This is a genomic window from Rhodococcus sp. NPDC058521 (assembly GCF_042719695.1).
Lineage (GTDB): Bacteria > Actinomycetota > Actinomycetes > Mycobacteriales > Mycobacteriaceae > Rhodococcus_F.
The window spans coordinates 195,446-219,392 of the sequence record NZ_JBHXNL010000002.1; the positions used below are offsets into that span (position 1 = coordinate 195,446).

Here is a 23,947-nt window from a genome sequence, read left to right on the forward strand (position 1 = left end):
CGGTTTGCCTTCGGGCCTACTCTGGGAAGCATGAGTCCAGACGCACCTGACATCAAGCCACGCAGTCGTGACGTCACCGACGGCCTCGAGAAGACAGCTGCGCGCGGGATGTTGCGCGCGGTGGGCCTCGGTGACGAAGACTGGGGAAAATCCCAGATCGGCGTCGGCTCTTCGTGGAACGAGATCACGCCCTGCAACTTGTCTTTGGACCGACTCGCCAAGGCCGTCAAGGAAGGCGTTCATGCCGCCGGGGGATATCCCCTCGAGTTCGGCACGATCTCGGTGTCGGACGGCATCTCGATGGGTCACGAGGGAATGCACTTCTCGTTGGTCTCCCGTGAAGTCATCGCGGACAGCGTCGAGACCGTCATGCAGGCCGAGAGGCTCGACGGCTCCGTGTTGCTCGCAGGCTGCGACAAATCGCTACCGGGCATGCTCATGGCAGCTGCTCGACTCGACCTCGCCAGCGTGTTCCTCTACGCGGGCTCGACTCTTCCGGGTGTCGCGAAACTCTCCGACGGCAGTGAACGTCAGGTCACGATCATCGACGCGTTCGAAGCTGTCGGCGCCTGCTCGCGTGGCCTGATGAGTCGCGACGACGTCGACACCATCGAACGAAACATCTGCCCTGGCGAGGGCGCGTGCGGCGGGATGTACACCGCGAACACCATGGCCAGCGCCGCCGAAGCCCTGGGAATGTCGCTGCCGGGCAGCGCGTCTCCCCCTGCACCGGATCGCCGTCGCGACGGATTTGCACGTGCCAGCGGCGAAGCTGTCGTCGAGTTGCTGCGCCGCGGAATCCGGACAAGCGACATTCTGGTGAAAGAGGCGTTCGAGAACGCCATCGCCGTCGTCATGGCGTTCGGCGGTTCGACGAATGCCGTTCTGCATCTCCTCGCCATCGCCAACGAGGCCGGCGTGAACCTGGACCTCGACGACTTCGCACGAGTCGGCTCCCGGGTGCCGCACCTCGCGGACGTGAAGCCCTTCGGCAGCTTCGTGATGACGGACGTCGACCGCATCGGCGGTGTCCCCGTCGTGATGCGTGCGCTGCTCGATGCCGGTCTGCTGCACGGTGACTGCCTGACGGTCACCGGAAAGACACTGGCCGAAAACCTCGCCGATATCGCGCCTCCCGATCCCGACGGCAAAGTCCTGCGGGCACTGCAAGAGCCGATCCATCCCACCGGCGGAATCACCATCTTGAAGGGCTCGTTGGCACCTGGTGGCGCAGTGGTCAAGTCGGCGGGATTCGACTCGGACGTCTTCGTCGGCACCGCACGGGTCTTCGATCGCGAACGGGCCGCCATGGACGCCCTGGCCGACGGCACCATCACCGCAGGCGACGTCGTCGTCATCCGGTACGAAGGACCCAAAGGGGGACCGGGCATGCGCGAGATGCTGGCCATCACCGCGGCCATCAAGGGTGCAGGCCTCGGCAAGGACGTTCTCCTGCTGACCGACGGTCGCTTCTCGGGCGGCACCACCGGCCTGTGCGTCGGACATGTCGCGCCCGAGGCCGTGGACGGCGGACCCATCGCCTACGTTCACGACGGCGACCAGATCAGGCTCGACGTCGGAAACGGAACCCTCGATCTGCTGGTCGACGAAACCGAGCTGGCTCCACGTCGCGAAGGCTGGGAACCGTTGCCACCGCGCTACACCCGCGGTGTGCTGGCCAAGTACTCGAAGCTGGTGGGTTCCGCATCGAGCGGGGCGGTGTGCGGCTGAACTCAGTCGTCGTCAGGATCGTCGGGATCGCGGATCGTGTCGGTGATCCAACCGATGTAGCGGTCGGCGGAGTAGCGGACGACGTGCGCACCGCTCGCCATCACGTCCTGGCCGGGAAATCCGCCGTGGATGCTTTCGAACGGGAGGGATTCGAGGGTGTCGGCGATGCCGCGCACGAGCCTCGGTGACAGCGGGATCAGATTCGGGTAGCTCCGCATGAACGACACGCTTCGCCGATCGGCACCGACCATCACCGTGTCACCGGTGAGGATTGCTCCGGGTCTGTCGCCGGGGGCAACGAGGAGAACCGAGCTGCCCGGAAAGTGGCCACCACACTGGACGAGCTCGACCCCTTCGACCACGCCGTGGCGGTCGGACCACAACTCGACCACCGGATCCGGTCGGGTTATCCACCGGTAGTCGGCACCGTTGAACAGAACGGGAACGTTGCCCATCAGGTGGCTGAGCGACACGCTTGCGCCGACCAGGTGCGGGTGGCTCGAGGCGATTGCGCGAATCCCGCCGTTCGCCTCGAGCCACCGCACCAGAGATTCACCCACGAACCCCGGCGGCTCCCACAGCACGTTTCCGTCCCGGGTCCGGACGAACAACGCACGCTGGCCGATTCCGAGAGTGGGAGTGAGCTGGAGCGAATACAGATCGGGCGCAACCTCGTCCACGGTCAGCCTGCGATCGTTCAATGCGGGATCGTCGAGACGCATCCACCGCTGCCCAGACGCGGGTACGAACTGACGCTGGTCGACGCAGATCACACACTCACGAGGGGGATATTCCAAGGGCGGGTACTCGTTGCCGCAGGCAACGCATACCCATGCCCAATTTCCCTTGGTCACACTCTCGTATTACCACGCTGCGCCGAGCCTGTGCAGCGGTATCACTCGCTTCAGATGGGCCTGAAGCCTGCTCCCGGACCACCGCTGGCGTTCATGTCGTTCATGATCGAGGAGATGTTGGTTCCGATCTCCGGGCCGATGCAGGCGAATCCCAGGTAGGCGTTGACCATCGCGACGAGAGTGTCGCCGACCACCAGCGGCGCACCGGAGTCACCTTCCACGACGCATGCCTGAGTCCAGGTTTCCTGCGATTGCAGGATGTCGCCGTAGACGATGCCGCAGGTGTTGCCAGTGGTGCGTCCTTCCTTGCAGGCGATCTGCGGGAACCACGCCGGGTCGCCGACCGAGGCGATGGAAACATTTCCGACCCGATTGACGGGAGTGACCTTTGCCGGGTCGAAGGCGATGACCGCGTAGTCGTAATCGGGGTTCGATTTGACGATGCGCCCCACCACGCCGCTGTCCGGTTGGTACTCGGGAACCACCGTGGCGCCCGCGTCACCGCAGTGCCCGGCGGTGAGACCGACGAGAGCACCGGAGTTGTCATGACCGATCGTCGTGATCGAGCACAGCAGTTCGTCGTTGACGATGATGCCGGAGCCGCCCCCCAGAACCGCAGGACCAGGGGCTGCCGAGCCCGTTCCGACAGCGAACGTACACATGATCGCTGCTGTTGCCGCGAATACTGCCGCGAACCTCTTCAACATTCTTCTAGCCTCCCGGAAGTACCCCGCTGACGTATTCTCTCTATCAGACTTCCACCTCGGCGTGGCAGTTCGTGGGGAAATGCCCATGTAGATGCCCGACCGAAACGTTCACTCGGACTCGCCGAGCGCCTCGAGCAGTTTGCGGGCCTCCTCGAGTTGTTTGCTCAACTCGTCCACCCGAGCGGCGGCTTTGTCTCTGGCGGCGACGATGATGGACTCGACCGCGTCGATTGCCGTCTCCTCACCGAGTTCGCGGACCGCACGCTCCACCGCATCCGGTGCGACCGGAACGGCCTTACCGGGACGTTTCGCTCCGTGCGCGACAGTGACGCTCCAGTCGTTGTCCGCCCCGGCGTGAATGGTGACACTGACTCCGGCGGGAGCCTTCTTCGACGTGGGTCGCCGGGCAGGTGCCGGCTTCGGTGCGTCGGTGCGGGCCACCACGGCCGTGTCTGCCGACTTCTCGGCGCGGGCAGGTGCCTTCTTCGGCGCCGGCGAAGGGCCCGGCTCGATTCCCTGGTGCACCGCCGGTGCGGACGAGGCGGTCGACTTCGGCGCTGCAGTTTTCGACGCCGAGGCCTTCGGTGTCGAAGGTCGCGACATCTGAAGCTCCTCGGCCTCGTAAGGAAGCTCGTCGTTCACACCCTTGGGAGAAACAATCACCGTGTTTCCCTGCACCGAAACAACTTTCGCTGAGCTACCGGCAGGCAGGCCCAACCCCGGGACGGCCTCGCGCAGGTAGACGGTGGCTCGTTTACCGGCCGCAACGGCAGCGGAGAGTGTCTCGAGGTTCTCGGGCGTGAGAGGGTGGGAGGTGGTCGTTTCGCCAGTACGGCGACGGGGCGGCATGATGCGGTCCTTCCTGAATACGACTGAACTGCCCGGGTGGGCACCGCAACTCTTGCACAGCCCACCGACTTCTCACATTCGTCGGCGCGAAAGCATCCGATGCGGAGAAACTGGGGGACAGCTGCTCGCGCCAAAGGAGGCACGTGAACGACTTCGACACCGATCCGCAGGAGCCGGTGGTGGACCGAGATACCGAATCCGCCGTGGATTCGCTGGCACTCACCGAGATCCAGAAAGACCTCGAGGGATTCCTCCTCGGCGGGCCGCGCAGGTACACCCAAGGGCAGGTTGCGGCAGCGGTGGGCGTCGACGTCGAACGTGCCGACCGACTGTGGATCGCGATGGGTTTCGCGTTGGATCCCGATCCGGATGCCTTGATGTTCACCGATGCCGATGTGGCAGCGCTGCGTTCGATCATTCGGTTGGTGGACCAGGGCGCGATCGACCCGACGAACGAGGTTTCCTCAGCACGCGCCCTCGGGCAGACGATGGCACGCCTCGCCGAATGGCAGGTGTCGATGATCAGCTCTCATATCGTCGAACAGCTGACCGACTCCGAGGGCAAGAGTGTCGAGGAGATTCGCGATCAGGTGGCGTCGATATTCACCGAGATCATCCCCACCGTCGAATCGCTGCAGAGCTACGTGTGGAAACGCCACATCGCGTCGACGACCGGCCGCAACGTCGGCAATCCAGGGAACGAAACGTCGAGCCGAGACCTGGTCGTCGGGTTCGCCGACATCGTCGGCTACACCTCGCTCACCCGCCGGATCGGTGCCCGTGAACTGAGCGACCTACTCGAGCGATTCGAATACACCTCGACCGAGGTGATCGCACGCAATCATGGCTGGGTGGTCAAGACCGTCGGCGACGAGGTGATGTTCGCCGCCGAAAGCGTCGCCGATGCTGCCGAGATCGGCACGAGCCTGCACGAGTCGGTCCTTCCCGACCACGACGATCCACAGTTGCGGGTGGGACTCGCATTCGGTCCTGCGCTCGTACGGTTCGGGGACCTGTACGGATCGGTCGTCAACACCGCCGCCAGACTGACCAGCACCGCACGCCCGGGAACGGTGCTGGTCGGCGACAACTTCGCTGCTCAACTCGAGGGAACGCCCGGCTGGCGACTACGTCAGCTGCGGCCCCGGCGAGTACGCGGCATCCGAAAGCTCGAACCCTACGTACTTCGCCGTGAGTGACCCGCTGGGATCAGCTCCCGAACGGCAGGGTTCCGGGCGCAATCTCATAACCGCTGCTGCCCGCGGCAACGCTGCCGACGACGTCCAGAATCCAGTTCAGCGCAATGGTGATCATCAGTAGCCTTTCGCGAAACCCGAAATTCGGACCGATCGCCGAATTTCCCGCCACGGTAGCGGGGTAGACGAAGACTGTCGAGGTCAGCCCGCGTCGAGTGCCCCGTCTTCGCTGTTCTTACCAGCGCGAAGCGCGACCTTCCGAGCAGCGACGAAGTCGTCCACCAGCTGTTCGCACGCGGCGCGGCCCAGCGGCGTGAGTGTGGCCAGCCGGGTGAAGACGATCGGACCGATCAGCTGGGCCACGACGAGGTCGTAATCGAAGTCACCCCATTCGGCACGCGCCTCCGGAGTGCGGAGCACCTTGTCGAAGGCCACCCGGTACTGCTCGGCGATGGTCTCGCGCAGGGTTCCGTACTCGGGCGGAGGTGAATCCAGGGAAAAGCCGTCCAGACTCGGACCCATACCCACCCAGCACATGGCCGTCACCTTGATGGGCGCGTTCTCGATCAGGGCCGCCTGGCTCACCAGGAGCTCGAGGAGCCTGGTCCGCACATTCCCCTCCTCCGGGACCTCCGGCGCAGGCGGAAGAAGCCGACCGAAGGCCGCGGCGAGGAGCTCGTTTCCACTGCCGAAGTGTCTGTAGAGGGTGGCTCGCGCAACGCTCGCGGCCTTGGTGACCGCGTCGATCGTGACGGCATCGGTACCGCCCTTCGCGAGTAGAGCTGTCGCCGCGTCGAGCAGCCGAGTCCTCGAACGGGCCTTGCGCGGATCCTGTTCGGACATCGCACCCTCTCTTGCCTACTCTCTTGTGAACTGACAGTCTACCAACGATACTGACAGTCTCATTTCTTCCCGGAAGGCTAGCCGTGAACCAAGAAGTGCTGGAGAAGCCGGAGGAAGCCACGGCCGGGTGGACCGCGCGGCAGATCTGGATGCTCACCGTGTCCTGCTGCGCAGTCGCCCTCGTCGTGGCCGCGATGGCGGCCCTCAACACAGCACTGCCCGATCTCGCCCGCGACACGGGCGCCACGCAGAGCCAACTCACCTGGATCGTCGACGGCTACACGCTGAGCCTCGCCTGCCTACTCCTGCCCGCAGGCGCCCTGGGCGACCGGTACGGCCGAAGAGAACTGCTGATGGTCGGCCTGCTCGTCTTCGCGATCGGTTCGGGATTGCCGGCAATTCTCGATTCGCCGACCTGGATCATCGTGGGCCGCACCATCGCCGGTGTGGGTGCCGCGTTCGTGATGCCCGCAACCCTGTCCCTCCTCACGGCAGGCTTTCCACCCGAGCGACGATCCCGCGCAGTCGGAATCTGGGCCGGCGTCGCCGGCAGCGGCGGGATCGCCGGGCTGCTCGTCTCCGGTGCTCTACTCGAAGTATGGTCATGGCATTCGATTCTCATCGCTCTCGCGGCTGTCGCCACCCTGATCCTGATCGCGAGCCTCACGATCACGTCATCACGTGACAACAACACGGCACCACTGGATTTGCCCGGTGCCGCACTGATCACGGTGTCGATCGGGCTGTTCGTACTCGGTGTGATCGAGGCGCCGCTACGCGGATGGCTCGACCCGATGGTTCTGCTGCTCGTCGTCGGTGGCTTGGCCGCTGCTGCCGTGTTCGCCGTCGTGGAACTACGCACCGAGTACCCGCTCCTGGACGTGCGCCTGTTCCGCAACCGCGCCTTCGGATCCGGATCGCTGTCACTGACCCTTCAGTTCCTCGCGACGCTAGGCCTCTTCTTCATCGCCGTTCAGTACATGCAACTCGTGCTCGGCTACACCCCGCTACAGTCTGCGCTCGCGTTGACGCCGATCGCGATCCCCGTGGTCTTGATGTCCGTGATCGTGCCTCTGCTGATTCCACGATTCGGGCTCCGGTTCCTCAATGCGGCCGGAATGGCAATTCTGGGCGCGGGAATTCTCGCCATGGTCACCCTCGACGCACATTCGAGTTACCTCGCGGTGGCGCTCACCTTCCTCGTCGCCGCATTCGGTCTCGGACTGTGCACCGCACCTGCCACCACGGCCATCGTCCAGAACACGCCGGTCGAGAAGCAGGGCGTCGCTTCCGCAGTCAACGACGCTGCACGCGAACTCGGCTCGGCGATCGGCATCGCAGTGGCCGGCAGCATCCTGGCCGCCGGCTACTCGCACCACGTCCAACCCGCAGTGAATGCTCTCCCGCCGGCGGCACAGGAGCCGGTGTCCGGCTCTCTCGCAGCAGCACTCGAGGTTGCGAAGATTGCCGGCCCACGGGGCCCCGAACTTGCGGAGTTCGCGAAAGCCGCCTTCCTCGACGGCATGAATCAGGCGTGTATTGCGTTGGCCTGCATCCTGTTCGTCTCGGCAGCGGTCCTGGCCGTGTGGGCGCCCGGCCGAAAGGGCTCGACAATCGAATCGTAGGTATGGGTAGTCGCCAGACGCGTTCCCCGCTACAGTCGCCCCATGATCGCCGACCGGAGACTCGACAAGAGCGTGCCGCTGACGCGGCGTCGTCATGTCGATTTCGCGTTGGTGTGTACCTCGGGTTGTCCGACTTCCTGATCGGACCGAACCGACGTGAGTCCGACTCACGTCTCATTTCTGTACCGCCACCTGCGTAAAAGCACGGGAATCCTGAGGACGAACCATGACCGCAACCTCCGTCTCCTGACTAGGGCGGGAAACAACAGCAGTCCACATCGAATCGGAGCAGAAATCATGAGCGAGAACACCACCGAAGATCCCACGGCGACCTGGTCGTTCGAGACCAAGCAGATCCACGCCGGGCACATCTCGGATGCCACCACCAAAGCCCGTGCCCTGCCGATCTACCAGACCACCAGTTACACCTTCGACAGCACCGACCACGCCGCCGCCCTGTTCGGTCTCGCCGAGCCGGGCAACATCTACACCCGCATCATGAACCCCACCCAGGACGCGGTCGAACAACGCATCGCCGCCCTCGAAGGTGGCGTCGCCGCACTGCTCGTCGCCTCCGGACAGGCCGCAGAATCCCTTGCGATCCTCAACCTCGCCGAAGCCGGCGACCACATCGTCTCGAGCCCCTACCTCTACGGCGGCACGTACAACCTGTTCCATTACACCTTGCCCAAGCTCGGTATCGAGGTCTCCTTCGTCGACGACCCCGACGACCTCGAACAGTGGCGCAGCGCGATCCGCGACAACACCAAAGCACTCTTCGCCGAAACCATCTCCAACCCCAAGAACCACGTCCTGGACATTGCCGGCGTCTCGAAGACAGGTCACGACAACGGAATTCCGCTGATCGTCGACAACACCGTGGCCACGCCATATCTGATCCGGCCGTTCGAGCACGGTGCCGACATCGTCGTCCATTCGGCCACCAAGTACCTCGGCGGCCACGGCACCGCTATCGCCGGTGTCATCGTCGACGGCGGCACCTTCGACTGGACCCAGGGACGCCACACCGGCTTCACCACCCCCGACCCCAGCTACCACGGCGTCGTCTTCGCCGACCTCGGCGCACCCGCCTACGCCCTCAAAGCCCGCGTCCAACTGCTCCGCGACCTCGGTCCCGCCGTGTCACCGTTCAACGCATTCCTCATCTCCCAAGGCATCGAAACCCTGAGCCTTCGCCTCGAACGGCATGTGACCAACACGCAGAAGGTGGCCGAATACCTCGAAGCCCGAAGCGAAGTCACCTCTGTCTCGTACGCCGGCCTGAAGTCGTCTCCCTGGTACGAGCGGGCGCAGCAGCTCACACCGAAGGGTGCCGGTGCGATCGTGACGTTCGAACTGGCGGGCGGAGTGGACGCGGGGAAGAGATTCGTCAATGCCCTCACCCTGCACAGCCACGTCGCCAACATCGGCGACGTCCGCTCGCTCGTGATCCACCCGGCGTCCACGACGCACTCCCAACTCACCCCCGAAGAACAGCTCGCTGCAGGCGTCACCCCCGGACTCGTCCGCCTCGCCGTGGGAATCGAAGGCATCGACGACATCCTCGCCGATCTGGACCAGGGATTCGCCGCCGTCGGCTGATTCAGGACGACGTTCCGATTCGAGGGTGGAAGATACGTGCGCGCCGCTTCCACCCTCTGTCGGTCGAAGATACGATGACAAAATATGTCGCCGAGTGCAGCCGAGAATCCTCGTACCCCAGATTTCGTGTTGACGTCGGACGAACTCCGAGCGGTCAGCGCCTTCAACGTGGCGTGTGTCGAGCAGGTCATCGAGCTGTTCGATGAAGCAAACCCTGACGATCGCCGCCCCCGAGCCGCACTGAACGCTGCCGAGGCGTTTGTTCGCGGAGGGCCGCGGACCAAGGAACAGCGCGACACTGCGCTTGCTGCCCACCGAGCGGCGAAGCAGGTCCACCCGCCCGCGTCACACGTGGCGATGGCCGCAGGCGATGCGGCTGCCTCCGCGTACCTGCATCCACTGGCCGACGCCGAGCAGGTGGGCCACATCCTGCGAGGGCCTGCGTATTGCGTTCTTGCACTGCAACTTCGACCGGTAGAACCGCTGAATCCTTCGGATGCGATGGTGAGTGTGATCCAACACGCCAACTCTCGGGTGGTCGAAGTGCTGCTGCGCTACCCGCGGGTCAGCCACCGCCGCCGCGAAGTTGCGCAGGTCATCGCCGAACTCGATGCACGTCTTCGATCGGACTCCATCTCGGGACCGAAGTGACTGCGTCACGTGCGCGGTCGCCGATCGCTGCTGGTCGTCGGCACTCGGTTGGCGTGCGTCCGGACGGCTCGGTGGTGACGGCGGGCATCCCACGGGCACCGGAGTGCCGCGTGGACGACTGGCACGACATCGTGGCTGTCGCTGCAGGAAACGTGCACACCTTTTCGAACACGGGCCGGTCGCACACGGTGGGCCTACGCGCCGACGGCACCGTTGTGGCCGCCGGGTGGAACGGCGACGGCCAGTGCGAGGTGGCCGGATGGTCGGGTGTCGTAGGCATCGCCGCGGGGTGGCGGCGGACGCTGGCGGTTCTCGAGAACGGCACCGTCCACGCAGCGGGACGTGGGCGCGAAGGAGCATGCGGCGTCGGAGCCTGGCGCGAGATCGTTGCCGCTACCGCCGGTGATTGGCATTCGGTCGGTCTTCGCGCGGACGGGAGCGTCGCGGCTGCGGGAGTCAACCGCAAGGGACAGTGCGAGGTCGCAGAGTGGCGCGATGTCAGATCGATCGCTGCCGGCTACCTGCACACCGCGGCCGTCACCGCGAGCGGACGGGTGCTGGCGGCAGGCGATCCGTCATCCGGAGTCACTCGAGTATCGGACTGGCGTGACGTCGTAGATGTTTCGGCGGGGAGCTATCACACGGTCGCCGTCGACAAGCACGGCCGAGTCCTGGCGACCGGAGACAACAGCCAAGGGCAGTGCGACGTCACCTCATGGCGCGACGTGGTGTCCGTTGCCGCCGGATCCACTCACACTCTCGGGTTGCGCAGCGACGGAGTCGTCCTGTCCACCGGCAACAACGACGACGGTCAACGCGATACCGCGCAGTGGAAAGTCCGCCTCCGATAACCGGATGACGTAACAACCGTTTCGTGTAACGTCTGTTACATGCCGGGTACGAAACGAACCATCTGATGGGCACCCGCCCCGATCCCGAACGTCGAGCCGAACTGCTCGACGGCGCCGTCGATTACGTACACGAGCAGGGCCTGGCCGATCTGTCACTTCGTCCACTTGCTCAATCCCTGGGCACGAGTGCGCGGATGCTGCTGTATCACTTCGGTTCCAAAGAACAGCTGATCGCAGAGGCACTCGACGGCGTTCGGAGACGTCAGCACGTACGCATCGAGAAGTGGTTGTCCGACTCGAACCCCCGCGATTTCGTCGGATTGCTACGGCGCTTCTGGGAGTGGAGTACTGCCGCGGAAACCGACTCGTACGGACGACTGTTCTTCGAGGCGTACGGAATGACGCTCATCGACAGTGACCGGTTGCCCGGCTTCCTCGATTCCGCCGTGTCCGAATGGTTGTCGGTGATGTGCACGGCATTGACGGACGCAGGTATCCCGCAGGAAACGGCCGAGGATTTCGCAACCGGGGCTCTGGCCCTGCACCGAGGACTCCTGATGGATCTGCTGGCCACCGGCGACAGACCTCGAGTCGAACGAGCGCACGCGCACATGCTTGCCGCCCTGGAACGCGACCTTGCCGAGCTGACCGAATCGTAGGAGGCACAACAGATGCAGAACGTGGATGTGGTGGTAGTCGGCGCCGGACTCTCGGGATTGGTGGCCGCGCGAGAACTTACCCGAGGCGGCCTCGACGTACGGGTTCTCGAAGCACGCGACCGGATCGGCGGGCGAATCCACACGGTCACAGACTCACATGGAGCGCCTGTCGAACTCGGGGCGGCCTTCGTCGGACCCGAACAGCACGCGATCCGCAGCCTTGCCGGCGAACTCGGCCTCGCCCTGTCGCCCACCCGGGATTCGGGTACACACCTCGGTGAATTCTCCGGTCGCCATCGACGCTGGCAAGGTAAAGCTCCACGCCTGGCGCCTGCAGCAATGCTGCAGGCGGCCATCACCGTTGCGCGCCTGAACCACATGGCACGCGCCGTCCCCGTAGCGACACCTTGGACTGCTCGACATGGAAAGTGGTGGGATGCGATCTCGATCGGCGATTGGCTCGAGAGGCAGAGGATCGGCGACGAGGCGCGTGGATTGCTCACCGCCGGCTTGCGGTCCATATTCGCCGCCGACACACAAGAACTCTCACTTCTGCACGCGCTGATGTGCATCAATTCCGCAGGAGGATTTCGCAAGTACATGCGAAGCAGCGGCGCACAGCAAGCTCGATTCGTCGACGGGGCGGGCGCCTTGTGCGCACGGATTGCGGCGAATCTCGACAGTGCCCCCATCCTGAATGCGGCGGTGCGCAGCATCGAGCAGAGGACGGGAGGCGTCGATGTGCGTGCCGAATCCGTCTCTTTCCACGCGCGTTTCGTGGTCGCCGCAGTTCCACCTGCCCTGTCGAAGCAGATTCGGTTCGAACCCGAACTCCCGCAGAGGCAACGACGTGTTCGCGATTCCGCCAGTTCTGGCACCGTCCTCAAGTACCACCTGTACTACTCGAGACCATTCTGGCGTGCACACGGGCTGAGCGGTAAGTGCCTGTCCTCGAACGAGCTGGTCAATGCCACTTTCGATCACAGCCCCGAGAACGGCCACGGCGTACTCGTCGCGTTCGTCGTCGGACACCATGCCCGCACCTTGCTCGGCTTTGCACCGGACGAGCGTACGAAGCAAGTTGTGGACTGCCTCGCGCAACGATTCGGGAACGACGTCAGACATCCCGTCGAGACCCGAGTGCATTCCTGGAACGAGGACGTTTGGGCAAGCGGATGTTTCGCCGCCTACCAACCCCCACGAAGTTGGTCCGAACACCTCAGTTCTCTGGGAGCCCGTCACAAGCTCGTGCATTTCGCAGGCACAGAATCCGCCGACCGGTACTACGGGGCAATGGAAGGCGCGGTCACTGCCGGCCGCCGAGCTGCCGCAGAGATACTCGGCGCCGACCGACAATCTTGACTCGTTTCGCCCGCACCGAAGATTTTCGAAGAAAGTTGGGTGAGGATGTCGAGAAGTGGCAGTCAGCTCCGTCCCTGGGACAGATGCCGCCATCGTGGAGGCACCGCATTTGAACCCGAACAAGGAGATCGACATGAAGTACCTGCTCCTCAAGCACTATCGCGGCGCTCCCGAGTCCGTGAACAGCGCACCCATGGATCAGTGGACCCCGGACGAGATTTCGGCGCACATGCAGTTCATGCACGGCTTCGCCAGACGTCTCGAGGGGACCGGCGAGTTCGTGGACGGCCAGGCGCTCGCCCCCGAGGGCACCTTCGTCAGGTACGACGGTGAGGGTCGGCCCCCGGTCACCGATGGACCTTTCGCGGAGACGAAGGACCTCATCGCCGGGTGGATGGTGATCGATGTCGATTCTTACGATCGGGCGATCGAGCTGGCGGGTGAGTTGTCCGCCGCCCCGGGTGCGGGAGGGAAGCCGATTCACGAGTGGCTCGAGGTCCGTCCTTTCCTGACTGCCCCGCCGAACGCCGCGGAGTGACCGGTGGTGGACGAGGCGCTGTTACGGTCCCTCACTCCCACCGTGATCGGGATCCTCGGCCGTCGCGGAGCGGACTTCGCGACGGCCGAGGATGCCGTGCAGGAAGCGCTGATCGAAGCGCTGCGGGTGTGGCCGAACGATCCTCCTCGTGACCCGAAGGGTTGGCTGGTTGCCGTTGCGTGGCGCAAGTTCCTCGACGTCGTACGTGCGGACAGCTCACGGAGGAGGCGGGAGGTTCTCGTCGACTCCGAACCGGCGACGGAACCGGCCGGGGCGGTGGACGACACTCTCCAGCTCTACTTCCTGTGCGCGCACCCGTCCCTGACCTCGTCATCGGCCGTGGCGCTCACGCTCCGTGCCGTCGGCGGACTCACGACGCGGCAGATCGCGCAGGCGTACCTCGTGCCCGAGGCGACGATGGCCCAACGCATCAGTCGGGCCAAACGCACGGTGTCGGACGTCCGCCTCGATCAGCCCGGTGACGCCGGGACGGTGCTTCGCGTCCTGTACCTCATTTTCAACGAGGGGTACTCCGGTGATGTGGATCTTTCCGCGGAGGCAATCCGTCTGACCCGCCAACTTGCGGCGAGCACCCCACACGAGGAGGTGCGGGGGTTGCTTGCGCTCATGCTGCTTCACCATGCGCGGCGACCCGCACGGACCCGTGCCGACGGCAGTCTCGTCACGTTGAGCGACCAGGACCGGAGCTTGTGGGATACCCGATTGATCAGTGAGGGGGTGGACGTACTGCAGGGCGCATTGGCCAGGGGTCGACTCGGTGAGTATCAAGCTCAGGCGGCCATTGCCGCATTGCATGCCGACGCGCAGACGGTCCAGGAAACCGACTGGGTGCAGATCGTCGAGTGGTACGACGAGCTTCTCGCGATCAACGACAACCCGATCACCAGGCTGAATCGGGCGGTCGCCGTGGGTGAGGCCGACGGCCCGCGCGCGGGTTTGGCAGCACTCGCCGGTCTCGATCCTTCGCTTCCCCGCTACCCGGCCGCTGCTGCTTACCTGCACGAGAAGGATGGCGACCGGGTGGCCGCTGCTCGTCTCTACGCCGAAGCCGCGGATGCGGCCACGAGCCTTTCCGAACGTGACCACCTCACTCGCCAGGCCGCCCGGCTGAATCAAGCACGTCACTCTTGAAAGTTTGGTGCCCCGAACTCTATAGTGTGGAAAAGCCAAATCCACCTGACAGGCGAGTGATGAGCATTGCAACCCGGGGGCGCGTCCGCCCTGCCCGTAAGCCCCGGTCGGGCAGCGGACGATCACTCGCTCTTCTGGGCCCGGCCTTCGTTGCCGCAATCGCCTACGTCGACCCCGGCAATGTCGCCGCCAATCTCACTGCCGGCGCCAAGTACGGGTATCTGCTCATCTGGGTACTCGTCCTCGCCAACGCGATGGCGGTGCTCGTGCAGTTCCTCTCCGCGAAGCTCGGACTCGTCACCGGCCGCTCGCTACCCGAGATGCTCGGAGACCGGCTTCGGCCCGGCAATCGTCGTGTCTTCTGGCTACAAGCAGAAACCATGGCAATTGCCACCGACGTCGCCGAAGTGATCGGCGGCGCGATCGCGCTCAATCTCCTGTTCGGCATCCCACTGTTCGTCGGCGGGCTCATCACGGGCATCATCTCGATGGCGATACTCTCCATCCAGAATCGGCGTGGACAGCGAACATTCGAGTTCGTGGTGATCGGCATGCTGGCCATCATCACGGTCGGGTTCCTCACCGGCCTCGCCTTCACCGACGTCTCCGGCACCGATGCGCTCGGTGGCATGGTCCCCCGTTTCGACGGCTCCGAAACCGTACTTCTCGCAGCGAGCATGCTCGGCGCCACCGTGATGCCGCATGCCATCTATCTCCATTCCGCCCTCGCCCGCGACCGGCACGGCTACGCCGAGCCCGGACCGAAACTCGACCGACTGCTGCGCGCCACCCGCTGGGACGTCGTCGGCGCCCTCGTCGTGGCCGGCGGCGTCAACATCGGAATGCTCCTGCTCGCCGCGTCCGCACTGCGCGGCACGCCCGGCACCGACACCATCGAGGGTGCCCACGCCGCCATCGAAGGCTCGCTCGGTCCCGTAGTCGCCATCGTCTTCGCGGTCGGCCTGCTCGCATCCGGACTGGCCTCCACGTCCATCGGATGTGCAGCCGGGTCCGAGATCATGCACGGTTTACTGCACAAACGCATTCCACTCCTGGTACGGCGCATCGTGACACTGATCCCAGCACTGATCGTTCTCGGCGTCGGTGTCGATCCCACCCTGGCACTGGTTCTCAGTCAGGTGGTGCTCAGCCTGTGCATTCCGTTCGCGATCATTCCCCTGGTCCGCATGACGTCCGATGCGAACCTGATGGGCGCGCAGGTGAACTCCACGACGATCACCGCCGCAGCCTGGATCACCTCCGGATTGATCGTCACGCTCAACGTCGCGCTCCTGTGGCTCACCTTCACCGGCTCCGCGTAACGCCCTGATACTCGCCCGCGGTCAGGTCTCCGACGACCTCCTCGAGCAGCGTTTCGAGCATGATCGTCGCCCGGGTCGGCTGCACGTCACTGCGGTGAGCAAGACACACGGTGCGGCGCAGCACCGGATCCTTCAGACGTACGGCACGCAAACCGGGACGAGTGAACACCGTCGTCGACGGCACCACCGCCGCCCCGATTCCCCTCTCCACAAAACGAAGAACCGCGTCGAGTTCACCGCCTTCGACGGCAACGGTCTGTTCCAGACCCGCCGACTTGAACGCTGCGTCCGTGGTGGTCCGTAGGTCGTAGTTCCCGTCGAAGACGACCATCGGGTGCTTCGCCAGTTGCTCCAGCCGCAGGGCCGGGCTCCTGGTGAGGGGCGGACGATGCGATGCCGAAACCACCACCAGCTCTTCGTGATACAGCTGCTGCAGGCGCAGCCCGGATGCCGTTCGTCCGTTGTTGCCGTCGATCACCAAGGCAGTGTCCAGCTCGCCACGTGCGAGTTTGTCGACCAACGCCCTCGAGCCGTTCTCGGTCACGTGCAGTTCGATACCCGGGTACGACGAGTGATAACGCTCGAGCAAATCGGCCACGACACTGATGCAGAGACTCGGAGTGGCACCCAACCTCAGTCGGCCTGTGCGCAGACCGGTGATGTCCGCGACGGCGCGCCTGGCTCTGTCTGCATCGTCGAGCATGCGGGTGGCTACCGGAAACAGCGCCTCACCCGCCGGGGACAACGTGATGTTGCCGCGTGCCCGGTCGAACAGCTGGGCACCCAGATCATGCTCGAGTGCGGCGATCTGTCTACTGAGACTGGGCTGCGCAAGATGAACTTCACTGGCGGCACGGGTGAAGTGACCGGTACGCGCCACCGCCAGAAAGCACTCGAGCTGGTCCAACGTCATGCCGATAGCCTAAATGCATCAAGATGACTCGAACTATGCATTGGAGTTATCGAACGAGCAGGCATAGCGTCCACAACATGGATGCACACACGAACAGCTTCCCCAGGATCGTCGTCGTCGGAGCAGGCTATGCCGGTGTCGCGGCGACCAAACGCCTCCTGACTCTGATCCCGGACGCGCACGTGACGGTGGTGAACCCACGAGACGTATTCGTCGAGCGTGTCCGTCTTCACCAACTGGTCGCAGGCACCGCCGAAGCCATCCACCCCCTACGCGAACTGCTCCACCCTGCAGCACATCTGAAGCTCGGCACCGTCGAACGAATCGACGCAGCCCTCCAACGGGTGATAATGCGCGACGGCACCGAACTGCCGTACGACAAGCTGATCTACGCCGCAGGCTCACAGCTGCGGCGGGGCGTCATCGACGGCGGCGACATCCACGGTGCGTCCGTCGCCGAATTCGAGGACGCGGAGCGATTGCGCGACCGAATCTTCGCCCTTCCGTCCCGCGCCACCGTGACGGTGATCGGTGGTGGACCGACCGGACTCGAGACCGCAACGGAGATTGCCGAGCAGCGACGAGATCTCGATGTGGTGTTGGTGTCCCGCGACTCGGTCGCCAGCACGTTGTCCGACAACGCACGAGCGAAGATTCTGAAAGTTCTCGCCGACCTCGGAATCACCACCATCCCGAACTCCGCGGTGACGACCGTCGACGACGGCAAGATCGTCCTCGCGGACGGCAGGCATCTCCAGACCGATTGCCCGATCCTCACCGCATCGTTCGTCGCATCCGACCTCGCACGCCGAAGCGGGTTGAACACCGATGCCGACGACCGGCTCGTCGTCGACTCCGGCCTCGTCAGCGACACCTCCCCGAACATCGTCGGCGCTGGCGACGCGATGGTCGTGGCCGGATCCCCGCTGCGCATGAGTTGCCAAGCAGCTATCCCGTTGGGCACCCACGCCGCCGAATCCACAGTGGCTCTCTTACGGGGCAAGCAGCCGAAACCGGTGGGGCCGAAGTTCGTGGGCCGCGCCCTGAGTCTCGGCCGCGGCGCCGCCATCGTGCAACGCACCGACCGCAACGATCGAGTGCGCTCCTGGTCGGTCGGAGGACGAGCCGGCGTCTTCGTCAAGGAACAGATCGTCGCGTCGACCGTCGGTTTCGCACTGCACCCCAAGCGCAAGTTCTTCTACAGTTGGAGCGGGAGATGACCACACCCATAACTGTGGTCGGTGGCGGGATCGCCGGTCTCACCGCAGCCATCGAGTGCGCTCAGGCTGGGGCGAAAGTGGAGTTGCACGAAGCTCATTCCACTCTCGGCGGGCGTGGGCGGGCCACCCCGGCGCCGTACATCGCTCACGAAGGTCCGCACGTCTTCTACGCAGACGGCCCCCACTATCGATGGTTGAAGCGCCAAGGGTTCGTGGGCGGGCTCGGGTGGCCCGCACCGACCGCATTCGCCCGGGCCGGGTTCCTCGTCGATGGCAGGATTCGCCGCGTCCCTCCCTTCGGCATGCTGAAGGCTCAGGCTCGCCCCGGAGCGAGCGCTCCGGTGGATGCGGACTTCCACAGTTGGGCATCCGAAAAGTTCGGAGCGCAGAGCGCACACCGCATCGCGAATGCGATCGGCGTCGCAACCTACGACTCGGACACCGGGCGGCTTTCCGCCGCCTTCGTCTGGAATCTGTTCCATCGCATCTACGCCCCCAGAGTTCCCGGCGTCCGCTGGGTTCGTGGCGGTTGGCAGACCGTGATCGACCGAATGTGTACCCGCGCCGCCGAACTCGGAGTCGAGATCCGCACCGAGTCCCGTGTGGGCGATCTGCCCACCACACCCACGATCGTCGCCACCGAATTGAGCTCTGCGCGTGCGTTGTTGAAGGACGAATCGCTGGTCTGGACGAGTGGCGCCTGCGTGATGTTGGACGTCGCACTACCCACGTCGCGACGCGACTGTCGAATAGTGGCCGACCTCGACGGCGGTGGATTCCACGAGAGTTATTCGATGCAGGACCGATCGACGGCGCCCCGCGGGGAATCGCTGTATCAACTGGACATGCCGATACGGCCGAACGAATCGATCGCCCAGGCCAGAGCCCGTTTGAACCGGTTCGCCGACACCGTCCTACCGGAGTGGCGCGATCGTGCGACCTGGCAGCGAACCGCCACCGCCAGGAACCGAACCGGGGCGATCGACCTACCCGGCCACACCTGGCGGGATCGCCCCGCCATCGACCGTGGATCGGACGTCTACCTGGCCGGGGACATGGTCGCCGCGCCCGGGATGCGGGGTGAGATCTCCGTGAACAGCGCGGTGGACGCAGCACATCGGGCACTGCAATCGGTTCACGTTCGCACCTGAAGTAGCTATATTCGGGCGAAGTCTTCGACCATCACGTCATCTGGGGAGTGAGGTTTCAGTGACCGACTCGAAATCAGGGCACGACTCGAAGAAGGACCTGGAGTCGATCGTCGACGAGGACGCCGATTCCACACTCGCGGCCGACCAGATTCACAGAGCTCAGCGCGTTGTCGCAGCCCAAGCGAACGACGTGGAGGAGGCTCGGATGTTCCTGGCGATGCTCGGCATCGCCGACGCTCCCGACCTGGGCGGTCCGGGATAGTCAGTCGATGCGGAACAGTCTCGCCGCGTTGTCGTGGCACACAGCCCGCAACCACGCGTCCCCAGATCGAACCGCGTGAGACTCTCGAGCGCGCTCGAATAGCTGTAGGGAATGCTCGGATAATCGCTCGCTTCCGAACAGAATTCGGTCTCCCAGTGCAGCGAGCCGTGGCACCTCTGCAGGCGGAAACGGCGCGGTCTCTCCGTGAAGTCCGTGGACGCCATGGTCGTGTCCAGATGGACGTTGGGGAACGCCTCGGCGAGGTCGAGAAATTCCGAGTATTCGGGCAGCCCCAGGTTCGCGACGACCGGGTACAAGTTCGGAAACCTGCGGAGCAAATCGGCGATCGGAGCGGGACCGGTGTGCGTTCCCGGCGCAGGCCCCGATCCACGGTGGATCTCCACCGGAACTCCGGCGTCCTCGATGACCTGCCACACCGGATCGAGCAACGGATCGTTGGGCGAATAGTCACCGACCTGGATGTGCGACTTGAATCGGGCCGACCGCGTCGAAGTATTCCCACACCTTCCGCATGACGTTGTCGGGCATGAAGTGGGTGTGCACGTCGATGATTCCCGGCAGGTCCAACTGTTGCCAGAATCGCCGCACCTCGGGTGTGTCGTCGTACATCGTTTCCGCGTCGGTGCTCGTCAGGTCAGAAGAGTGTCATGGACGCAGGATCGGATGCCGACAGCGGCGCTGCCACACCAGACGGGACCCCTGCAGGAGCGGGCGCCGGACTCGATACAGGCTGCGGTTTCAGGTCACCGGACGCAACCGCACGTGCTGCTTCACCGGCAAGCGTATCGGCCATCTCGTTGTAGTGATTGCCGACGTGCCCGCGAACCCATCTGAATCGGACGGGGCCGCTTCGCCCGGTGATGGCCTCGTCGATCGCCTGCACCAGCTCGAGGTTCTTGACCGCCCCTCCGCTCGCCGTCTTCCAACCCTTCCGTTTCCAGCCCGGAAGCCATTCGGAGGCGCATTTGATGGCGTATTGGGAATCGGACTCGATCAGTAGCGGCTCCTCCCCCGAGTGAGCGAGGACGGCTTCGAGCAGTGCGCGAAGTTCCGCGATCTGGTTGGTGCCCGATGCTTCACCGCCGGAACGAGTGGGGCCTTCGTGATTCACCCACGCCCAACCGATGGCTCCGCCGGGATTGCGAAGACAGGATCCGTCGGTGCTCACGATGATCATGCTGGCACCATACGTGCAGCTTCCGACACCTTGCGGTAGCGACGCAGCAGTGTGGCGAGTGCCATTCGACGACACACCCTTGCCTTCGCCCCCAACGTATGTAACCATTTACTTACGTAAGGCATTACTTAAACGATCGAGGGGTCATGCGTACACCGGACGATCCGCTGAGCCGCATCTTCGCGGCACTCGCCGACCCGACCCGTCGAGACATACTGGCGCGCCTCGAGAGCGGACCGATCACCGTCGGCGACCTCGCGGACGACTACCCCATCAGCAGGCCGGCCGTGTCTCAGCATCTTCGCGTCCTCGAAGACGCCGGCCTCATCGAGCGCACGGTCAATGCCCAATGGCGTGTCTGTGCACTTCAACCCGGTGGCATGTCCGACGCCGCGGCCTGGATCGCCGAACACCGAGGTGCTTGGAACGAGCGCTTCGACCTTCTCGAACAGCTACTACGAAAGGAAACGTGATGACCGACAAGCAATTCACCATCGTCCGTAACCTCGACGCCACACCCCAGCAGGTGTGGGATGCCTGGACCAGACCGGCACTGATGGCCGAGTGGATGCATCCCAAGGGTGTCCGAACAGCGCGGGAATCGGTGAGCTCCGATGTCCGCGTCGACGGGCGCTACGCCTACACAATGGTCCACGAAACCACCGGCACGGAGTACCCGGTCGGAGGCCGGTACCTCGAACTCGATCCGCCGAAACTGCTCGTGTGCACCTGGGGAGCACCCGAGGACCCGGAGGACACTGCAGCGCGCGTGACGGTTCGCCTGGACCCCTCCGACACGGGAACCCGCATGACGTTCACCTGTGCGGGCATCGATGCACACCCCGGCGACGACAACGTGTACGACGGATGGTCGGAGGCTCTCGAGAATCTCGGCCTGGCGGTGGCCGCCACGACCTGACGGATACGCTGGTCACGATGACCAGCGCACTCGACTCCGTCGAGGCCACGGTGAAGTCACAGCGTCCTCTGGACATCGGGTTGACGCTTGCTCCGCTTCGCCGTGGCCGCGGCGATCCGTGTCACCGCCGGACCGCCGATGGCGCCATCTGGCGCACGTCGCTCATGCCGAGCGGACCGGTCACCTGGCGGGTCTCACAATCCGACCGATTCACGGCCACCGGACGCGCCTGGGGGCCCGGCGCATCGGAATGGTCGGCGCAGTTGCCGCGTCTGATCGGCGATCACGACGACGCCTCCGACTTCACACCCATCCATCCCGTTCTCGTGGAGGCACACAGACGTTTTCCACAACTGCGAATCGGAAGAACGGATCGAGTGTTCGAAGCACTGGTCCCCGCAGTCCTCGAACAACGCGTCCACGGCATCGCGGCGTTCGCTTCGTGGCGCCGACTGGTTCTGAAGTACGGCGAGCCTGCTCCCGGCCCCGCCCCGGACGGTATGCGGGTGCCGCCGCCCGCCGAGGTGTGGCGGAAGATTCCTTCGTGGGAGTACCACCGGGCAGGCGTCGATCCCAGCAGATCGCGCACGATCGTCCGATGCGCCCAGGTCGCAGACCGCCTGGAAAAGGCTGTCGACCTTTCCCCGGACGCGGCGATCCGCCGACTCATGGCAGTCCCCGGAGTCGGTGTGTGGACGGCAGCAGAAGTCGCACAGCGCGCACTGGGCGACGCCGACGCACTGTCGGTCGGCGACTATCACCTTGCCGGAATGGTCGGGTGGACCCTGTTCGGTCGGCCCATCGACGACGAAGAGATGGTCGCCCGTCTCGAACCCATGCGCCCGCACCGCTACCGCGCTGTCCAACTACTCATGGTCAGCGGCGCGGCCGTCAAACCTCGATTCGGGCCGCGGACGGCCATCGCAGATCACAGGAATCACTGAGACAACACCAGGGCTCTCCCGTAACGAGGCCAATCGATCATTGTCGCGCAGATTTCACACATTCTCGAGTAAACGGCGAAATTGCCGATGCGCGGGGGAGGATGATCGAGAGAAGTAGGCAGGTTACGGACGCTTTTCGGTACGGGGGTCACGTGGGGCGCCAAGGTCGAACCATTTGATCGTTGTCCAGCTTCTACGCACAGGAATCACAATGAAATTCAACAGAGTGACAGCGCTGGCCGCGCTGCTGATTGCAACACTGTGCGTCGGATTCGGCACCGCGTACGCCGCCCCGACGCAGACCGCGAGCCAAGCGGTCGTATCGACGACCTCGGTGGGTGCCGACGGACGATCGGTGAACACCGTCCTCGATTCCGGCACGTTCGCCGTCAACGGCGCAGCCGTGGACATTCTCGACGACGCAGGAGCATGGGTCGGGTCCGTCCCGCTTCGCTACTCACTCGCAGGCGCGGAGTTCGCGATCGATCCGATGATCACCGACAACGGTCGGTACCTCACGCTCACACCCACCACGACCCCGGTGGCAGGGGCTCTGAACTTGCAGAACGTCGATCGAAATTCCGCCTACACCAACATGATCAATCAGATCGAGATCGGCTGGGTGAACGGTGGAGCGACATCGGCCGGAGTCGGTGCAGGAATCGGTGCGGTGGTCGGCTGCATCTTCTTCCTGTTCGTGGGCTGCATCCCAGGTGCGGGCATCGGCGGAGCGATCGGCGCCGTGACCGGAATCAACAACGCCAACCCGGCAGTCACACCGGCAATCTTCGAATTCATCGGCACGCCTTGACCTTCTCCCGTGGCTAGCGTTTACGTCCACTCTCGCCCGGGTAGCCCACGGGTACCGAACGGGCCCCGCCGGCGAAAACGGGGCCCGTTCCCCCAACTACACGGCGGGAAGTCCCATGAAGGTGATCAAAGCGTTGACACTGTCGTTGCTCGTCGTCACTGCGATGGCCGTCACATCCGGCACCGCATACGCCGACCCCGGACCACAACCCGTGGACCTCACGGTTCCATTGTTCACGCCACTGCCGGACGGCAGCAGTAGTCAGGTGGCGCAGAACATGTTTCCCGACAACAATCCCAAGCAAGTCGCGTTCGACACGATGACCAACGAGATCAACACCGGCTGGAACAACGCGGGCATGCAGGGCATCATGATCGGTTCCAACGTGGGCATGGCCATCGGCTGTGTGTCGATCTTCCCCAACTTCATCGCCGGCTGCATTCTCGGAACGGTCATCGGCGCGGGTGTGGGTGCGGTTGCCGGAATCGGCTACGGCAATCCGAACGCACAGCCCGCCGTCGAACAGTTCTTCGCCACACCCTGATCGCGCTCCGGCCGATCCTTCGACCCTATTCACCAGGCCGTCC

General features: G+C 64.4%; 26 protein-coding genes and 1 pseudogene. 19 read left to right on the plus strand and 8 right to left on the minus strand.

Going from position 1 to position 23,947, the window contains the following annotated elements:
* The first annotated feature begins 30 nt into the window (after positions 1-30).
* A complete protein-coding gene (gene ilvD, locus ACFWO3_RS05075) occupies positions 31-1,731 on the plus strand; it encodes a dihydroxy-acid dehydratase (RefSeq protein WP_378574448.1) in 1,701 nt (566 codons plus the stop codon).
* A gap of 2 nt (positions 1,732-1,733) precedes the next feature.
* On the opposite strand, the gene ACFWO3_RS05080 is transcribed toward ilvD, so the two are convergent.
* From ACFWO3_RS05080 to ACFWO3_RS05090, 3 genes are all read right to left on the minus strand, one after another.
* Positions 1,734-2,585 (minus strand): hydrolase, encoded by an 852-nt coding sequence (locus ACFWO3_RS05080; protein ID WP_378574450.1) that lies wholly within the window; start codon positions 2,583-2,585, stop codon positions 1,734-1,736.
* A gap of 50 nt (positions 2,586-2,635) precedes the next feature.
* On the minus strand, positions 2,636-3,292 hold the full coding sequence (locus ACFWO3_RS05085) for a S1 family peptidase (protein WP_378574452.1): 657 nt from the start codon (positions 3,290-3,292) through the stop codon (positions 2,636-2,638).
* A 108-nt stretch (positions 3,293-3,400) separates the two neighbouring features.
* Entirely contained in the window at positions 3,401-4,141 is a 741-nt protein-coding gene (locus ACFWO3_RS05090) for a DUF6319 family protein (protein ID WP_378574454.1), read from the minus strand.
* Between the two features lie 143 nt (positions 4,142-4,284).
* Here ACFWO3_RS05090 and ACFWO3_RS05095 point away from each other — a divergent pair, with 143 nt between their 5' ends.
* The gene (locus ACFWO3_RS05095) at positions 4,285-5,340 is read left to right on the plus strand and encodes an adenylate/guanylate cyclase domain-containing protein (RefSeq protein WP_378574456.1); all 1,056 of its coding nucleotides are present in this window, start codon (positions 4,285-4,287) and stop codon (positions 5,338-5,340) included.
* Between the two features lie 10 nt (positions 5,341-5,350).
* Here ACFWO3_RS05095 and ACFWO3_RS05100 read toward each other — a convergent pair whose 3' ends face one another.
* Entirely contained in the window at positions 5,351-5,509 is a 159-nt protein-coding gene (locus tag ACFWO3_RS05100) for a hypothetical protein (RefSeq protein ID WP_378574458.1), read from the minus strand.
* Between the two features lie 29 nt (positions 5,510-5,538).
* Positions 5,539-6,180 carry a TetR/AcrR family transcriptional regulator gene (locus ACFWO3_RS05105; RefSeq protein WP_378574461.1) on the minus strand — a complete coding sequence of 214 codons (642 nt, stop codon included), beginning with the start codon at positions 6,178-6,180 and terminating at the stop codon, positions 5,539-5,541.
* A gap of 149 nt (positions 6,181-6,329) precedes the next feature.
* Between ACFWO3_RS05105 and ACFWO3_RS05110 the strand changes: the two genes are divergently transcribed.
* The 9 genes from ACFWO3_RS05110 to ACFWO3_RS05150 all read left to right on the plus strand — a co-directional run bounded on the left by ACFWO3_RS05110 (position 6,330) and on the right by ACFWO3_RS05150 (position 15,942).
* Positions 6,330-7,805, plus strand: a complete 1,476-nt coding sequence (locus tag ACFWO3_RS05110; RefSeq protein ID WP_378574991.1) for an MFS transporter — start codon at positions 6,330-6,332, stop codon at positions 7,803-7,805.
* Between the two features lie 297 nt (positions 7,806-8,102).
* Complete coding sequence (locus tag ACFWO3_RS05115; RefSeq protein WP_378574463.1) at positions 8,103-9,407, plus strand: bifunctional o-acetylhomoserine/o-acetylserine sulfhydrylase; 1,305 nt, start codon at positions 8,103-8,105, stop codon at positions 9,405-9,407.
* Positions 9,408-9,491: 84 nt separating this feature from the next.
* Entirely contained in the window at positions 9,492-10,058 is a 567-nt protein-coding gene (locus tag ACFWO3_RS05120; protein ID WP_378574465.1) for a putative immunity protein, read from the plus strand.
* The gene (locus ACFWO3_RS05125; protein ID WP_378574467.1) at positions 10,055-10,909 is read left to right on the plus strand and encodes an RCC1 domain-containing protein; all 855 of its coding nucleotides are present in this window, start codon (positions 10,055-10,057) and stop codon (positions 10,907-10,909) included. Before ACFWO3_RS05120 ends, ACFWO3_RS05125 begins: the two co-directional genes overlap by 4 nt.
* Before the next feature lie 65 nt (positions 10,910-10,974).
* Positions 10,975-11,568, plus strand: a complete 594-nt coding sequence (locus tag ACFWO3_RS05130) for a TetR/AcrR family transcriptional regulator (protein WP_378574469.1) — start codon at positions 10,975-10,977, stop codon at positions 11,566-11,568.
* 12 nt (positions 11,569-11,580) lie between these two features.
* Positions 11,581-12,930 (plus strand): flavin monoamine oxidase family protein, encoded by a 1,350-nt coding sequence (locus tag ACFWO3_RS05135; protein ID WP_378574471.1) that lies wholly within the window; start codon positions 11,581-11,583, stop codon positions 12,928-12,930.
* 133 nt (positions 12,931-13,063) lie between these two features.
* Complete coding sequence (locus ACFWO3_RS05140; RefSeq protein WP_378574994.1) at positions 13,064-13,468, plus strand: YciI family protein; 405 nt, start codon at positions 13,064-13,066, stop codon at positions 13,466-13,468.
* A 6-nt stretch (positions 13,469-13,474) separates the two neighbouring features.
* Positions 13,475-14,620: an RNA polymerase sigma factor gene (locus ACFWO3_RS05145; RefSeq protein WP_378574997.1), complete on the plus strand. Its 1,146-nt coding sequence runs from the start codon at positions 13,475-13,477 to the stop codon at positions 14,618-14,620.
* Between the two features lie 59 nt (positions 14,621-14,679).
* Positions 14,680-15,942 carry an Nramp family divalent metal transporter gene (locus tag ACFWO3_RS05150; RefSeq protein ID WP_378574473.1) on the plus strand — a complete coding sequence of 421 codons (1,263 nt, stop codon included), beginning with the start codon at positions 14,680-14,682 and terminating at the stop codon, positions 15,940-15,942.
* Here ACFWO3_RS05150 and ACFWO3_RS05155 read toward each other — a convergent pair.
* Positions 15,926-16,855: a LysR family transcriptional regulator gene (locus tag ACFWO3_RS05155; RefSeq protein WP_378574475.1), complete on the minus strand. Its 930-nt coding sequence runs from the start codon at positions 16,853-16,855 to the stop codon at positions 15,926-15,928. The genes ACFWO3_RS05150 and ACFWO3_RS05155 overlap by 17 nt on opposite strands.
* Before the next feature lie 77 nt (positions 16,856-16,932).
* Between ACFWO3_RS05155 and ACFWO3_RS05160 the strand changes: the two genes are divergently transcribed.
* From ACFWO3_RS05160 to ACFWO3_RS05170, 3 genes are read left to right on the plus strand one after another with little or no spacing between them, the layout of a single operon-like run.
* Entirely contained in the window at positions 16,933-18,075 is a 1,143-nt protein-coding gene (locus ACFWO3_RS05160) for an NAD(P)/FAD-dependent oxidoreductase (RefSeq protein ID WP_378574477.1), read from the plus strand.
* Positions 18,072-19,226 (plus strand): FAD-dependent oxidoreductase, encoded by a 1,155-nt coding sequence (locus ACFWO3_RS05165; RefSeq protein WP_378574479.1) that lies wholly within the window; start codon positions 18,072-18,074, stop codon positions 19,224-19,226. The genes ACFWO3_RS05160 and ACFWO3_RS05165 overlap by 4 nt, the downstream gene beginning before the upstream one ends.
* A 58-nt stretch (positions 19,227-19,284) precedes the next feature.
* Positions 19,285-19,488, plus strand: coding sequence for a hypothetical protein (locus ACFWO3_RS05170; RefSeq protein ID WP_378574481.1), 204 nt, complete (start codon positions 19,285-19,287; stop codon positions 19,486-19,488).
* Here ACFWO3_RS05170 and ACFWO3_RS05175 read toward each other — a convergent pair.
* Positions 19,489-20,118 (minus strand): annotated as a pseudogene (locus ACFWO3_RS05175) (amidohydrolase family protein).
* 25 nt (positions 20,119-20,143) lie between these two features.
* A complete protein-coding gene (locus tag ACFWO3_RS05180) occupies positions 20,144-20,686 on the minus strand; it encodes a ribonuclease H (protein ID WP_378574483.1) in 543 nt (180 codons plus the stop codon).
* 146 nt (positions 20,687-20,832) lie between these two features.
* On the opposite strand from ACFWO3_RS05180, the gene ACFWO3_RS05185 reads away from it, so the two are divergent.
* From ACFWO3_RS05185 to ACFWO3_RS05205, 5 genes are all read left to right on the plus strand, one after another.
* Complete coding sequence (locus tag ACFWO3_RS05185; RefSeq protein WP_378574485.1) at positions 20,833-21,159, plus strand: ArsR/SmtB family transcription factor; 327 nt, start codon at positions 20,833-20,835, stop codon at positions 21,157-21,159.
* The gene (locus tag ACFWO3_RS05190) at positions 21,159-21,605 is read left to right on the plus strand and encodes an SRPBCC domain-containing protein (RefSeq protein ID WP_378574487.1); all 447 of its coding nucleotides are present in this window, start codon (positions 21,159-21,161) and stop codon (positions 21,603-21,605) included. The genes ACFWO3_RS05185 and ACFWO3_RS05190 overlap by 1 nt, the downstream gene beginning before the upstream one ends.
* A 17-nt stretch (positions 21,606-21,622) precedes the next feature.
* Positions 21,623-22,549 (plus strand): DNA-3-methyladenine glycosylase family protein, encoded by a 927-nt coding sequence (locus ACFWO3_RS05195; protein ID WP_378574489.1) that lies wholly within the window; start codon positions 21,623-21,625, stop codon positions 22,547-22,549.
* A gap of 211 nt (positions 22,550-22,760) precedes the next feature.
* Positions 22,761-23,360: a hypothetical protein gene (locus ACFWO3_RS05200; protein WP_378574491.1), complete on the plus strand. Its 600-nt coding sequence runs from the start codon at positions 22,761-22,763 to the stop codon at positions 23,358-23,360.
* Between the two features lie 115 nt (positions 23,361-23,475).
* Complete coding sequence (locus tag ACFWO3_RS05205; RefSeq protein WP_378574493.1) at positions 23,476-23,904, plus strand: hypothetical protein; 429 nt, start codon at positions 23,476-23,478, stop codon at positions 23,902-23,904.
* Positions 23,905-23,947 lie beyond the last annotated feature (43 nt).

Bases quoted from the DNA above. Each gene is read 5' to 3' on its own strand.
- ilvD (WP_378574448.1), top strand. From the start codon at position 31: ATGAGTCCAGACGCACCTGACATCAAGCCACGCAGTCGTGACGTCACC.
- ACFWO3_RS05085 (WP_378574452.1), bottom strand. From the start codon at position 3,292: ATGTTGAAGAGGTTCGCGGCAGTATTCGCGGCAACAGCAGCGATCATG.
- ACFWO3_RS05090 (WP_378574454.1), bottom strand. From the start codon at position 4,141: ATGCCGCCCCGTCGCCGTACTGGCGAAACGACCACCTCCCACCCTCTC.
- ACFWO3_RS05105 (WP_378574461.1), bottom strand. From the start codon at position 6,180: ATGTCCGAACAGGATCCGCGCAAGGCCCGTTCGAGGACTCGGCTGCTC.
- ACFWO3_RS05110 (WP_378574991.1), top strand. From the start codon at position 6,330: ATGCTCACCGTGTCCTGCTGCGCAGTCGCCCTCGTCGTGGCCGCGATG.
- ACFWO3_RS05115 (WP_378574463.1), top strand. From the start codon at position 8,103: ATGAGCGAGAACACCACCGAAGATCCCACGGCGACCTGGTCGTTCGAG.
- ACFWO3_RS05120 (WP_378574465.1), top strand. From the start codon at position 9,492: ATGTCGCCGAGTGCAGCCGAGAATCCTCGTACCCCAGATTTCGTGTTG.
- ACFWO3_RS05130 (WP_378574469.1), top strand. From the start codon at position 10,975: ATGGGCACCCGCCCCGATCCCGAACGTCGAGCCGAACTGCTCGACGGC.
- ACFWO3_RS05135 (WP_378574471.1), top strand. From the start codon at position 11,581: ATGCAGAACGTGGATGTGGTGGTAGTCGGCGCCGGACTCTCGGGATTG.
- ACFWO3_RS05140 (WP_378574994.1), top strand. From the start codon at position 13,064: ATGAAGTACCTGCTCCTCAAGCACTATCGCGGCGCTCCCGAGTCCGTG.
- ACFWO3_RS05150 (WP_378574473.1), top strand. From the start codon at position 14,680: ATGAGCATTGCAACCCGGGGGCGCGTCCGCCCTGCCCGTAAGCCCCGG.
- ACFWO3_RS05155 (WP_378574475.1), bottom strand. From the start codon at position 16,855: ATGACGTTGGACCAGCTCGAGTGCTTTCTGGCGGTGGCGCGTACCGGT.
- ACFWO3_RS05160 (WP_378574477.1), top strand. From the start codon at position 16,933: ATGGATGCACACACGAACAGCTTCCCCAGGATCGTCGTCGTCGGAGCA.
- ACFWO3_RS05165 (WP_378574479.1), top strand. From the start codon at position 18,072: ATGACCACACCCATAACTGTGGTCGGTGGCGGGATCGCCGGTCTCACC.
- ACFWO3_RS05180 (WP_378574483.1), bottom strand. From the start codon at position 20,686: ATGATCATCGTGAGCACCGACGGATCCTGTCTTCGCAATCCCGGCGGA.
- ACFWO3_RS05185 (WP_378574485.1), top strand. From the start codon at position 20,833: ATGCGTACACCGGACGATCCGCTGAGCCGCATCTTCGCGGCACTCGCC.
- ACFWO3_RS05190 (WP_378574487.1), top strand. From the start codon at position 21,159: ATGACCGACAAGCAATTCACCATCGTCCGTAACCTCGACGCCACACCC.
- ACFWO3_RS05195 (WP_378574489.1), top strand. From the start codon at position 21,623: ATGACCAGCGCACTCGACTCCGTCGAGGCCACGGTGAAGTCACAGCGT.
- ACFWO3_RS05200 (WP_378574491.1), top strand. From the start codon at position 22,761: ATGAAATTCAACAGAGTGACAGCGCTGGCCGCGCTGCTGATTGCAACA.
- ACFWO3_RS05205 (WP_378574493.1), top strand. From the start codon at position 23,476: ATGAAGGTGATCAAAGCGTTGACACTGTCGTTGCTCGTCGTCACTGCG.